Origin of the sequence: Paenibacillus eucommiae, assembly GCF_017874215.1 — a bacterium.
Taxonomy (GTDB): Bacteria; Bacillota; Bacilli; order Paenibacillales; family NBRC-103111; genus Paenibacillus_AI; species Paenibacillus_AI eucommiae.
The window spans coordinates 94,157-107,279 of record NZ_JAGGLB010000009.1 but is presented as its reverse complement, the minus strand read 5'-3'; the positions used below and the strand labels follow the sequence as shown (position 1 = coordinate 107,279).

The following is a 13,123-nucleotide window of genomic DNA, read 5'->3' as shown; positions in this document are numbered from 1 at the left end:
AGATTAAAAAGCGCGAAGCGAGGAAAAGGTGAAACACTCTGAAAGCGAATCGGATGGAAGCGTTCAGTGATGGTGTGCTGGCGATCATCATTACGATCATGGTGTTGGAATTTAAAGTGCCAGAAGGCCATAACTGGCATGCGCTGGTCGAACTGGGCCCAAAGATTCTTAGCTACATTTTCAGTTTCGTATATATCGGCATCTACTGGAACAATCATCATCATCTGCTGCACATGGTTCGAACGATGAACGGGCGGTTGATGTGGCTCAACTTGCTGCTTCTCTTCTGGTTATCCCTTGTGCCGTTCACGACAGCTTGGATGGGGGAAAGCCATTTTGCAGCCACACCAACGGCACTGTACGGTTTTATTTTACTACTCGCGGCACTCTCGTACTGGCTGATTCAGCGTGCGATTCTTAGCCAGCATTCCAGCGATTCCTCATTTGTTCTGACGATGGGCAAAGATTGGAAGGGGAAATTATCCCCCTTGCTCTACTTGACCGCAGCCTTGACCGCCTATATAAGTCCTTGGATATCCGGCTTCTTTTTCGTACTTGTTGCCATGATCTGGTTCTTGCCAGATAAGCGAATCGAGCAAGCACTGCGAGGCCAAGGCCACTAAGAAATGCTCTTCGATTCTCGCATGCAGGCGGGTTTCGAAGAGCTTTTTTCTACGGGCTTATTTACTCTTTTGGGAGGTTCGGCAAGAGTTTGGGTTCTTGGGACAAAAAAAAGCTGTTGACATTTAACCGCAATTAAAGTATCTTAATATTAAGATAATAAACACGATGAATAATCAAACATATAGGAAATGAAGATATTATCGAGGGGAAGGGGATGACATGATGGAGAATTCAAATGAGAAGACGAAAGATGGTTCCTTGGACCTTTATATAGCACTATCCAGAGCCAGTCAGTGGGTTAACGCACACGCAGACCGGGATATCCGGAAGTATGGCTTGAACCGGACCGAATTCGGGGTGCTGGAGCTGTTGTATCACAAAGGGGCGCAGCCAATCCAACAAATTGGCGGGAAAGTGCTGATGAGCAGCGGCAACATTACGTATGTCGTCGATAAGCTGGAGCAGAAGAAATTAGTGCAGCGAAAGGCATCGACTATGGATAGGCGGCTCATTTTTGCGGAGATAACCAAAGAGGGTACACAATTTATAGAAGACGTGTTTCCCAAACATGCTGAGATCATCGAACAGGCCGTTAGCGGGCTTTCTTCGGAAGAGAAGGTAGTCGCAGCGAAGCTGCTTAAAAAGCTCGGTAAGTCCGCTCAGGGAAGCTTTAAGTAGCTGCTAGCTAGTACCTTCAAGTTGCAAGCAGCAATAAAGCTGAGGCTTTCTTTTATCTAATATCTTTAAATTAAGACTCTTAATAATGTTGAAATAATCGACAAATACTTATAACTAAGGTAAAGGAGTTGGATGACATGTTCAAACAAACAGCGGGGATTCACCATATTACAGCTTTCGTGAGGAATGCTCAGGAAACGGTCGATTTTTATGCGGGGGTACTGGGACTTAGGCTGGTCAAAAAAACGATTAACTTCGACGCACCGGAAGTGTATCATCTTTACTTCGGCAACGAGCTTGGAAGTCCGGGAACCATTCTTACCTTTTTCCCATGGGCGGGTTCGCGTAAGGGTCGCATTGGAGGCGGGCAGGTCGGAATTACCACTTATGTGGTTCCCGCAGGTACGCTCCCATTCTGGGAGGAACGCTTGAGAAGCTTCCAGATCCCGGTTACACAAACAGAGAGATTCTCCGAATCTTATCTGCAATTTTCCGACAAGGACGGATTAAGGCTTGAGATCGTGGCGCGTGAGGAAGGGCCTCAAAGTCATTGGTCATTCGGAGGCGTTCCGGCAGACAAGGCTATCAAAGGTTTTGGGGGTGCCGTCCTCTACAGCACAGCTCCGGATAAAACGGCAAATCTGCTGGTGCAGGTGATGGGCCTTGAGGAATTGGGGCAGGAAGGGGACTATGCGCGGTATAAAGCGACAGGAGACCTTGGCAATATCATCGATGTTCGCGTAGCAGCAATGGAATTTGGCACTGGTGGTGCCGGAACGGTGCATCATATCGCATGGCGGGTCAAAGATGATGAGGAGCATGCCTTGTGGAGAAGCCATATTGCAGAAAATGGCTATCATCCGACGCCGATTATCGATCGTCAATATTTTAACGCCATTTACTTCCGCGAGGAAGGTGGAATCCTGTTCGAAATCGCGACAGATCCTCCAGGCTTTGCACGTGATGAGCAGCCGGAAGAGCTCGGTGAGAAATTGATGCTTCCGGAATGGTTCGAGCCGAATCGTGCCGAAATCGAAGCGAATTTAGATCCTATTCAGGTTCGTGTACTAGATATTGAGGAGGGATTTAAATGATATCCATTGATCCTGCCGGTCAAAGTGAACGGGAGAACTATAAGCTTTTGGTAGGGAGCATCATTCCAAGACCGGTTGCTTTTGTAACCACACTTTCGCAGAAAGGGGTGTTGAATGCAGCCCCCTATAGCTATTTTAATATAGTGTCTGCTAATCCGCCTATGGTATCTATATCTGTACAAAGAAAGAATGGACTTCCCAAGGATACTTCCAGGAATGCAGTAGACACAGGAGCTTTCGTGGTTCATATATCGGATGAATCCTATATCGAACAAATCAATCAGGCAGCGGCCAGTCTACCACCGGAGGAGAGCGAGGTTTCCTTTGCGGGACTGACCCCTGTTGAAAGCACGAAGATAGCTGTGCCTGGTATTGCAGAAGCTAACATTCGGATGGAATGCGTGCTGGAGCATGCGATCCCGCTGGGAGGAACGATAGAGTCACCGGCCTGCGATTTGCTTATCGGACGTGTCGTTTGCTTCCATATAAATGAGTCTCTCTATGAGAACGGACATATTGATCCGCAAGGACTTAAGCCTGTCAGCCGGCTTGCCGGCAGCTATTATGCGAAGCTTGGCGCTATGTTTGCTATGGATCGTCCCGACTGATTGCGCCTTAGCTTATCGATCATATTTGACGACTGGCCACTTCTCTTTTCGCAAAGCGTTCATTAATTCCGGACTGGCATGCAAGGTATCCTGGACCATCTGATGGGGAGTCAGGGCCATCCATTGATTGAGTGAAACGTCAGCAAAACGATTGCTTTTGAACATTTCCAGAAAGCATAAGGTCTGATTGCCGGTATTCTGAATGTAATGCCCGTAGGCGAACGGCACATATCCTACATCTCCAGCTCTGTAGTTGAAGGTGCGTGCTGTTCCCTGAGCGGCAAAAGCGGTCATACGCCCCGTTCCTGAGATATAATACTGCCATTCATCATTATTCGGATGCCAATGCAGCTCTCGCATGCCTCCCGGCTCAATCTCCACCAGTGCTGCTGCAATCTGCGTTGAGATAGGGAAGTTGCTGGAATCAACGATTCGAACCTTACCGCCTGGCGTCCTAATGGGCTCCTGAGCAAGCAGATGGTGGATCATGTTGAGTGGAACGGCTCCATAAGGAGACTGAACCGCTTGACTGTCGAGGGAACCGGGGACATTAGCCTGGAAGATGTACCGCTGCTCCTTCGGTATGTGTGAGAAGGCATTTATGGACACGCCGAAATTGGCTGCCAGTACATCCTTTGGTGTATGGGCAAACCAGTCCGTGATCGAAAAGGTGTCAATATCAGAGAAGCTGCCATCATCAAAGACAAGCAGAAATTCACAGCCTTCCTCCAATCCCTGAATGGAATGGGGGATGCCTGGCGGAAAATACCACAGATCGCCAACACCAATGTCGGCAATAAAGTTCCGCCCATTCTGATCGACCGCGGTAATGCGAGCCCGTCCTAATAGCACGAAAGCCCATTCTGCTTGCTTATGCCAGTGCATTTCTCTAACACCGCCAGGGGTCAGACGCATATTAACCCCGGATAATGTGGTTGCGATTGGCAGTTCCCTTACTGTGACCTCACGTGACCAACCGCCGTGGTTTAGCTGCATATGCGTGTCGGAGAAAGAGAATTTCAGGTTCGGAACGGTGCCGCTATCTGTGACAGGAGGAACCAGCATATCGGGATTCTCAAGATCCCTCATAACATCCCGTGGCCCGCAATCCGTAGCTCCTGCCCCGTCTTTTCTTATAGGCTGAGGCACATAACCATATCCGGGTGGCTGTTGGGGTTGATTTGTCATAGAAACCTGCTCCTTTTGGAAAAGTCTTTATTGCAGTAGATCTCATCAAAGTAGCTTATGAATGAAGGTCTCTAGATATGATAGAAGGCTTGAAAGCATTGCCATTTGTATAAAGAGCCCTGAACCGCCAGCTTTATGGTAAAATAAATGAAAACGTCCAGAAAGCAGGTGAGGACATGACAGTAGAGGAAGTTCTGGGGAAACTCGAGGCCATGGGGTCGGAGCAGACCAAAAAAACGTTTATCCGCCATGGTGCTCCTGAGCCCTTGTTTGGAGTTAAAATAGGGGATATGAAGAAACTTGTTAAGTATGTAAAAAAAGATCAAGATCTAGTGCTGGCCCTGTACGATACTGGAAACTACGATGCCATGTATTTGGCTGGAATGAGCATAAATCCGAAAATGATGACGAAAGAAAAACTAAGGGATTGGGCCAATCAATCGAAATGGCATGCGGTCTCGGAGTACACAGTAGCTAGGGCTGCCGCTGAAAGTAATTTTGCCCTCGAACTAGCGAGAGAGTGGATGGCTTCCAAGGAGGAATGCATTGCCTTGAGCGGATGGAATACGTATGCTAATTATGTATCCATTACAGCGGATGAACAATTAGATATGGACGAAATAAGAAGGCTTCTTAGGCAGGTAGAGCAAACGATACATGAGGAAAGAAACTTTGTTCGCTATGCCATGAACAATTTTGTTATCTGCGTCGGCACATTCGTAGTGGCCTTACATGAGGAAGCCATGCAAATAGCAGAAAGCATTGGCAAGGTACATGTCAACATGGGCCAAACCGCTTGTAAAGTTCCGCTAGCTGCGGAGTACGTGAATAAAGTGAAGACAATGGGCAGGATCGGTTTAAAGAAAAAGACCTGCATTTGTTAAGGCTTCAGAATAGAAAAGGCCCGAGTCACTAGTTCAAAGTGCCCCGGGTCTTTACGTCATTCTATGGCGATACAGCCATTCGTCGGTTAATCGATTTTCACCAGCTGTTGCTGAAGTACTGTATTTCCTGCCTGACTGGTGTACGGAGGAATACTTCTTCCAAAGCAGTTTATGACGACTTTTTTACTGTTGGAATGAATAATTCGGATTTCGTAAAGATCAATCGCTTCATCCAACTCGGCATACATAACTGCCAGGTTCTCTTTTTCAATACGATAAGGAAAGTTAACCGGGAGGTTGTCTCCTATCAGAACAGGAATTTGTACGGGCTCGGAATAGGAGGACCAATCCCACACTTCAACAGTAACCTTATGCGAATGCTTATGATCTACATTAGCAAGTTGGATTACAGCTGATATAGTCAGGGGCTCCCGCGTTAAGACTCCAGTAGATAATGTTACTTTGGACATGTGAAAAACCGCCTTTTTCTTAATAGATTTACTTACCCTACCAATTTATGCTTGAGGGAGTTCAAAGGATTCGGATAGCTTCACTAATTCTAGCAGAATGGGTTAAGAGGAATGCAGGCCGGTATATCGCTGGCAATCATTTTTTCACTTTCTTTTGCAGCGCCCATAAACATCTCAGATTCTTTTCATACAATAGGATTATCTGATTAGAAAAAGGTGATGGATATTGGCTACCTTCTCAGCCGCTCATGCAATGAAGAAGAAGATCGCGCGCAAAATGTTGAAGAAAACGGGAATCCATGGCATTGGAGTAGGCTACCACGACCCGAAAAATCCTAAAAAAGGCGGAGCCGTCATCATTTACTCTGACAGCATATCCGCAACTGCCCGCGGAATTCCCTCTAAATATTCGATTACTACAAAAGGAAAGAAAAAAGGAAAGGCACAAGGGAAGACACAAGAGAAGACCGTGACCGTACCGATCCGTATTGTTAAAACCAAGAAATTCCGTTCTCACGCAGATTATAAAAGTAGAATTCGTCCTATACCAGCGGGCTATAGTACCGGCACAACTAGTGGCTCAGGCACAATAGGGCTGATTGTTACCAATTATCCTAATCCCAGGCAGCGCTATATATTTAGCAACAATCATGTGCTGAATCCCAGTAATTCCATCGCTTATACGGAGACCTTACAGCCTGGAGGTGCCGATAAAGGCCAAACGGGAAAAGACCGTGTTGGACGATTGTACCGTTTTGCCAAGCTAAGCCAGAATCAGAATAATCTTGTGGACGCCGCGCTAGCCATTCCTTTAAGCAGGCCCTTGTTAAACCCCCGTTACGCTACGGTTGGCGTCATTCCCGGGCATGTCACCTCTTATCGGATCGGAGATCGCTTCAAGAAGGTAGGACGAACAACAGGCCAGGTATCCGGCGTTGTTGATTCGGTCCATACCGACATTCAAGTCGATTATGAAAATCTGGGCTCTGTTCAATTTTTGAATCAAACGGTAATCAAGGGGACTAGTCCCGTTTCACTTGCCGGGGATTCCGGATCCGTGTGGTTGAGGCAGCAGGACAATTACGCCGCGGCGGTCAACTTCGCAGGTTCATCAGATGGACGTCTTTCTATCTCCTATCCCATTCAGTGGTTTATGAAAAAGTTTGGTACGAGAGTAGCACAGCCAAGAGGCGTAGGGCGCGTAAAAACGATCAAGAGAAACGTCAAGGACGCCTACACTAGCCAGCTCACTGCTAAACAGCTTGCTTCTATTCAGACTTTTAAGGCTAAGATCAGACCGTAAAGGCTTAAGTTCTGCTGCAAAATCTGAAGCGAGACGGTAAAGACTCAAGTCTTTCAGTAAAGACAGCTGCGGATTGTAAGGTAGCAAAGTAGCAAGGTAGTGAGACAGCGAGATAGCGAGGCAACAAGGCAGTGAGTCAGCGAGACAGTGAGACAGCAAGACAGCAAGACAGCAAGGAAGCAAGGAAGCAAGGATGCAAGGATGCAAATCAGCAAGGCTAATGGGATTGCTTGAAGCGCTATGGCTCAAGGATTTTTCTTGGCTGTAGCGTTTTTTTATGGTTTTTTTTAGTATTAATTTTTGGGGATATGCTCTCCGAGGGTATCAGAAAGGAAGCGCAGTTTTTTCATATGGCCGCTATTCCTTTCTCTCAGGAAAGGAACCTTTGCTGGCAGTCCGTTTGAGTGTGGCATGTTCGCACTTTGGAGCTGAGAGGGAAAGGAATGTGGGAGGAAGAACGATAGTAGTAGCTTTATCAGCAGTTGCAGCAACCCGCGCCCTCCAAAAATGGAGCTAGTGCTTCACTTAACGATGTTTTTCATCGTTAAAGTAAGTGCTTCCAGGTCAATTGTCACTTTAATGATGTTTTTCATCGCTAAATGGGTGCGGATGGGCTCTCTAGGTGGTAAAAGGGGATTTTAACGATGTTTTTCATTGTTAAAGTAAGGTTGGGGAAGGCTCCCGTGCTTTTAGCGATGAAAAACATCGTTAAAGTAGCAAATCCTTCTCATATCTTCATCCAAGGTGCCTGCGCCAGCTAAGAAGTTTCCTAAAAACAAGGTATTTGTTTCATTGAGTCCGAAATTAATCCAAGAAATACGTTTTACGAAAAGATGAAAAATAAATATTACGTAATTACATAAAAAATGTTCACAAATGGATCGGATTGGTATAGAATAAGAATATAACGTAATTACGTAAATTCGAGGAGGGCTACTATGAATCGTGATTTAGGTCAAGAAATGGATCTGATGCATGTTCAGTTATCCGAGCTTAGACAGCTTGTACAGCAACTTGTTGAGGATAGGGATAAGGATAAGGACAGGGACACAAATAGGGAAAAGCAGGTTGTTGGCCATATTTTCGAAGATGGTGGGGACAGCAAACGAAATCAGAACGGTGAAGCTGATCTCGAAAAAGGTGTGATTTATTACTCAGGCCGTTACCACAATGACAGAAATGGTCTGCGTTGGGAGCCGCAAGAGAGACAAGTGGGTGCTTTGCTTGATTTGAATGGGGAGAAGATAGCTAAGGTGCTTTCTGCTTTGGGGCACAAGCAACGCCTGGATATTTTGCGGGCTGCTCTTCATAAGCCTTTGACTGGACCGGAACTGGTGGATCAACTGCATATGGGTACAACTGGGCAACTGTATCATCATATCAAGGCATTATTAGGAGCGGACCTTTTGGTGCAGGAAGAAAGAGGAGGGCGGTATGAAATTCCAACCCACCGGACATTGCCCGTGCTTTTGCTTTTAGCGGCACTATCGGATTTAATAGACACGAGCAATTATTTAGACATGACGGATGCGAGAACTCAGGCAAGTACTTATTTGGGAGAGGCGTCCAAGGAAGGTTTTGATGCGCAGGTTCTGCTGTGGGCTGTTGTGGAGAATTCGATTATGGAACATCTTGCTGGTTACTGTGATGAGGTAAGAATTTTTCTGCATGAGGATGGGAGTGTTACGGTTTCAGATAATGGCCGCGGAATTCCCGTGCAAGCTTTCCCTCAGCAAGACAGGCCGGAGCATCGCTCTATGCTTACGGATTTGGAGTGGCTGCATACTCAACCAAACTTCATTGCCCCAGGGGCTGAAAAGGGGATCAGCATAGCAGTGGTAAATGCTTTATCCTATACAATTACGGTAGAAATACGCCGGGATGGTTTCATTAAACGTCAGGAATTCAGGCGGGGCATTCCGCAGACTGGATTAAAGACCATTGGTGTTGCCGAGGAGACTGGAACTCGTGTAACGTTTATGCCAGATCCTGAAATTTTTGTTCCTGGATTTGATGTCGTACAAATAGAGGGCAGGGTCGAGAGTCTTGAAAGCCATTATCCCAAATTAAAGGTTTACATTCATGGGTTTCTTTAGTTATTATAAATCATTCCAATTGTCGCTTATCCCTATTAACTTCCATCCTTTATCTGTGTTTGTAAAAGAAAAGAGTTGTCGGTCCTTCGTTATCTCTGACGAATTAGCCGGTACTTTTTGAAGCTTCTCTACAATGACTTCTTTATCAGTATCTTTAAGGTTTGGGTTCGGTTTTACATCAAAATCTAAATCTGTGATTTCTAATACGATTTTACCTAAATCAAACGTACCTTTCATTTTCTCTGGGTACAGATAAAGATCCATATATCCTTGTGCATCGTTTTCGCTAAAAATTTTCAGGTATCGATTCAGAACTTGTACAATTTCTTTTTCTTCATCTTGATATTTGCCTTCATCCAAATAAACAATTACATCTTTTTGAGATTCCGTCTGGAGAACTGTTGGAGTGACAAAGCCAGGTGTATGATCGGGTGCAATGGTTTGTTCCTTTGATAATTCAGCTCTGCTACAGCTTGAGATCAGTGTTGTAACTAAAATTAAACATGCTAACCATTTCAAAATTCGTCATTCCCTTCGCTGAAATTATTGCACCATCGAGTCTTAAGAAGAAGCACATACTTAATAGACGTAATTCAAATGAATATAGTTTTAAATTAATGGATATAAAAACTTTTTTTTACATTTATCATTGATGGTATAGATGAAACGCAAGCCGAACTCCTATTCAAGGAGCTCGGCTTTTTTCTAAATATGTTAAATAAGTTTATCGCTTTGCAACGATAAAGCGGCATAGTAATGCCTGCTTGAATAAAGGAAGTTGCAAGGAAGTCCTCTGCAATCACTATCCCTTTCCCTCAGGAAAGCAATGTCTGCTGGCAGCCCGCTTAAGTCTGGCATGTTTGGCACTTTGAAGCTGAGAGGAGAGGGAGGTGGGAGGAAGAGCGATAGCAACAGTGATATAAGCAGCGCTAGTAACAGCGATAGTAATAGTGATATTAGCAGCCCGCCTTCCCCGAAAACGTGTGGGTGCTTCCACTTAACGATGTTTTTGAGGCTGTCGATTAACTGTGGATTAAAAATACGAACCTCTAAAAATCAATTTTTTGTGAGAAAAACGTCGCTTTTCACCCCGAAAAGTCGATTTAAACAGGTTTAAGTGGCAAGTTTTGATCGATTTCAGTAAACGTTTTGAGTTGTACACAGTTAATCGACAGCCTCTTTTTCATCGTTAAAGTAAGTGTTTCATGTCAAACCGTCACGTTAACGATGATTTTCATCGTTAAAAGAGGGCGAATGGCCTCTCGTGGTGGTAAAAAGGGATTTTAATGATGTTTTTTATCGTTAAAGTAAGGTTGTGGAGGCGACCTGGTGCTTTTAGCGATGAAAAACATCGTTAAGGTAGGCCTTCGGAGGTGACCGGCTTAGCGATTTTTCTTACTCTAAGCTAAAGCAATCCTGACGATCTCACGAATCTCTGATGACCACAGTAGTTGGTGGTTAGTAAAAACGCTGTATCCAACCAATGAATTCGGAAAACGTACGATAATTCAAACAAGCCGGAAATCCCGTACGCTAAGGAAATCCGGCTTGTTTTATGCAATCACTATTGGAGAAGCTGTCTTCATGGGCCTAGACATTACGTGAACTATTAGAAATAACGGCGGTATAATTCTCTTAGCAAGTTTAAAGTTATTTCCTCGATTTTTTAACCGGGAGTGGATATGGTGAAGCCGTTGTTGAAGCGTCCGTTCATTTATCATGATGAATCCGAAGTGGGATATTTACATAGATTAGCGGCAGCAAATCAACGCAACAGGTGATCGGGCGGCTGAATGCAGCAAATGGCAGACGGCGCCTGTTCGGCCTCATTGCCTCGACTCCCGTTCCTGAAGTGCAGTTGTCCGCAACCTCCGATATTCTCCCGGTGTGACATGGGTCGCGCTGCGAAACATACGGATGAACGAATTGGCGTTCGGGTATCCGACATTGGCGGCGACTTCGTGAATCTTCATATCGGTGCCCTCGAGCAGCTTCTTGGCCGCCATCACCCGCACTTCGTTGACGCAATCGCTAATATTTCGCCCGGTTTTCTCCTTGAAGTAGTTTCTCAAATACCCGGCCGACATGTTCAGCTTGTCGGCGATCAAGTCCAGGGACAACTCGTCGCCATAATGGGCGTTTATATACGAGAGCACAAAATCGACGATGGGGTCCCGTTCCGATTTTTTCGCTTCGATCCGCTCCGCCGCTTGTTTGGTCAATTCCTCGAAGAACGCTACATACTCCTCTTTGGACACGAACCGGTCGATCGTCTCGAAAGGCGGGCGCTCCAGCTGCAGGTTCCCGGTATCGATCTTGTTTGCCATGAGCGTCAGCAGCAGCTTCGACACAATCGTATGCGCAAACTGGCGATATTGCAGCGCCGTCGCGCCCTTCTGATCCAGCCGGTTCAGCGAACGGCGAATGTCGTGGATCATATTCCGGTCGTTCCCGGCGAGCAGGCTCTCGAGGAAATGCTGCTCTTCCGCCGGCGTAAGGGGATGGACGTCCGGCAGCTTCTCCGGTTCGGCGATGATCTGCACTTCGTCGTTCAGCTTCCGCTTCCGCACCATCTCGACCGCTTCCACGTACGCATCCGTAAAATCGACCGCATAACGCAAGCGCGGATTGGCGGCGATGGTCACATAATAATACGACTTATCCCGGTCAAACACATGTTTTAAATAGAGCAATCGTTCCGTGAGAAGGTCGGTCTGTTCATGCTCCGTAAAGACGATCGTCACGATTGAATCCGCTTCCACCTGCAAGGACACCGCTTCGGGAAACGAACCAGTGATCGCGAGATTGATGAAGTCGAGCAAGAAGGTCGACTTCTTTCGCTCCATGATCGGTGTTTGATGGAAGCGATCCGTAACGCGAATTTGAAACATGACAAAATAAAACGGCCGATCCGTATTGAGCAGTTGCCCGACCTCGTCGTTGTTGATGTAGATCCCTTTCACCCTGTCGACATACGCGTATTTTTGCAGCAGCGAATCTTTGCGGCGCATCGTGTCGATCATTCCTTTGACGCTGTCGCTGATCTGCTGGAATTCACGAATGTTGCTGTTATGCTGGATGTCCACGCTCATTTTGCGCAACGATTCGGCGATTTTTTGGATCGGGTGCTTGAATCTGACGCTGAGCATGATCGACAAGACGATGCTCAAAAAGACGGACAGCGCGATCAAGCCGATCAGGATCGCGTTCATGCGCGAGATTTGGGCGGCGATCTGCTGATTCGGGATCATGCTGACATAGGTCAGACCGGTTAGCGGACCCTTTTGTATAAAGTAATAGTTCTGGTCTAACTGCACGTACCGGTCCGCGCCAGACAACGAATCGACGAGACGGGGGTCCGGGGCGGCTCCGGAGCGGAAATACGGTTCTCCCGAATCATCCACAATCGAAAAATGATCGTTGTCCGAAAGATGTAGATGATTGAAAATCGCCTTCGCGTCGAGAAATGCGGCTATGTAATGCCCCGCGAACAGCTTGCTTTTGATGACTATGGGAAAAAGGGTTCCGGCCTCAGATACGCTGTTGTCCGGGTTTGTCGTCCGAAACGCGGCGGCCGGGAACAATTTGAGGTGGAAATCGCGATCGAACTGCTGTTTCCAGAAATTTGCCGGATACCGATCGCTGACGTAATAGCGCCCGAACATTTCTTGTTCTGTGTGCGAGCTGCTTTTATCGATGATGACGCCTTGATCGTCAAAATAAACGAACACGTTCTCGGCAAAGAGATTATAATTTCGGACGATCGTCTGGAATTCGCCGGACAATTCGTTGATCAGCGGGTAATTGTGGCTGCCCGCATCTTTTCGGAGGAGGCCTACATCGCTTTGAAAGTAGATGCTGCCGAGCACATTGTCCAGCAACCGCAACTGATTTTCGAAGCCGCCTACGGTGTTGCTCAAGCTTGACGTGTTGTAGGTGATGATTTGATCACGGATGCTGCTCGTAAAGAAGCGAAACGACAAGGCGTTGAATACGAACGAGACGATTATGATCGCGCCGAAGCCGAATAGCAGCTTAACGAACAAGGAGTTTTTGTACAGCATGAAGCGGAAGATCATGGCTTAAACGCTCCCCGCATTGTGGTTTGGTTGGAAGATTCCTATAAGTATACATCATCGGCGCGGCGTGAAGAAATATTCCATATCGCATACAATGCG

The 13,123-nt window shown here is 46.4% G+C and carries 11 protein-coding genes; 7 read left to right on the top strand and 4 right to left on the bottom strand.

The genetic code is table 11. The features are described 5' to 3' along the window. Positions 1-38 precede the first annotated feature (38 nt). The 4 genes from J2Z66_RS15180 to J2Z66_RS15165 all read left to right on the top strand — a co-directional run bounded on the left by J2Z66_RS15180 (position 39) and on the right by J2Z66_RS15165 (position 3,004). Entirely contained in the window at positions 39-623 is a 585-nt protein-coding gene (locus J2Z66_RS15180; RefSeq protein ID WP_209972396.1) for a TMEM175 family protein, read from the top strand. A 220-nt stretch (positions 624-843) separates the two neighbouring features. Beyond that, the gene (locus J2Z66_RS15175) at positions 844-1,302 is read left to right on the top strand and encodes a MarR family winged helix-turn-helix transcriptional regulator (RefSeq protein ID WP_281068836.1); all 459 of its coding nucleotides are present in this window, start codon (positions 844-846) and stop codon (positions 1,300-1,302) included. A gap of 137 nt (positions 1,303-1,439) precedes the next feature. Continuing rightward, the gene (locus J2Z66_RS15170; protein WP_209972287.1) at positions 1,440-2,396 is read left to right on the top strand and encodes a ring-cleaving dioxygenase; all 957 of its coding nucleotides are present in this window, start codon (positions 1,440-1,442) and stop codon (positions 2,394-2,396) included. Continuing rightward, positions 2,393-3,004: a flavin reductase family protein gene (locus tag J2Z66_RS15165; RefSeq protein ID WP_209972286.1), complete on the top strand. Its 612-nt coding sequence runs from the start codon at positions 2,393-2,395 to the stop codon at positions 3,002-3,004. Before J2Z66_RS15170 ends, J2Z66_RS15165 begins: the two co-directional genes overlap by 4 nt. 12 nt (positions 3,005-3,016) lie before the next feature. Here the strand turns inward: J2Z66_RS15165 and J2Z66_RS15160 are convergent, their stop codons facing one another. Next, positions 3,017-4,192, bottom strand: a complete 1,176-nt coding sequence (locus tag J2Z66_RS15160; protein WP_209972285.1) for an oxalate decarboxylase family bicupin — start codon at positions 4,190-4,192, stop codon at positions 3,017-3,019. Between the two features lie 176 nt (positions 4,193-4,368). Between J2Z66_RS15160 and J2Z66_RS15155 the strand changes: the two genes are divergently transcribed. Continuing rightward, entirely contained in the window at positions 4,369-5,076 is a 708-nt protein-coding gene (locus J2Z66_RS15155) for a DNA alkylation repair protein (protein WP_209972284.1), read from the top strand. A gap of 86 nt (positions 5,077-5,162) precedes the next feature. On the opposite strand, the gene J2Z66_RS15150 is transcribed toward J2Z66_RS15155, so the two are convergent. Beyond that, on the bottom strand, positions 5,163-5,546 hold the full coding sequence (locus tag J2Z66_RS15150; RefSeq protein WP_209972283.1) for a hypothetical protein: 384 nt from the start codon (positions 5,544-5,546) through the stop codon (positions 5,163-5,165). 223 nt (positions 5,547-5,769) lie between these two features. Here J2Z66_RS15150 and J2Z66_RS15145 point away from each other — a divergent pair, with 223 nt between their 5' ends. Beyond that, a complete protein-coding gene (locus J2Z66_RS15145; protein WP_209972394.1) occupies positions 5,770-6,849 on the top strand; it encodes a hypothetical protein in 1,080 nt (359 codons plus the stop codon). Between the two features lie 938 nt (positions 6,850-7,787). Continuing rightward, entirely contained in the window at positions 7,788-8,945 is a 1,158-nt protein-coding gene (locus tag J2Z66_RS15140; protein WP_209972282.1) for an ATP-binding protein, read from the top strand. 3 nt (positions 8,946-8,948) lie between these two features. Here the strand turns inward: J2Z66_RS15140 and J2Z66_RS15135 are convergent, their stop codons facing one another. Continuing rightward, positions 8,949-9,464, bottom strand: coding sequence for a hypothetical protein (locus J2Z66_RS15135; RefSeq protein WP_209972281.1), 516 nt, complete (start codon positions 9,462-9,464; stop codon positions 8,949-8,951). A gap of 1,307 nt (positions 9,465-10,771) precedes the next feature. Further along, entirely contained in the window at positions 10,772-13,024 is a 2,253-nt protein-coding gene (locus tag J2Z66_RS15130) for a helix-turn-helix domain-containing protein (protein ID WP_209972280.1), read from the bottom strand. Positions 13,025-13,123 lie beyond the last annotated feature (99 nt).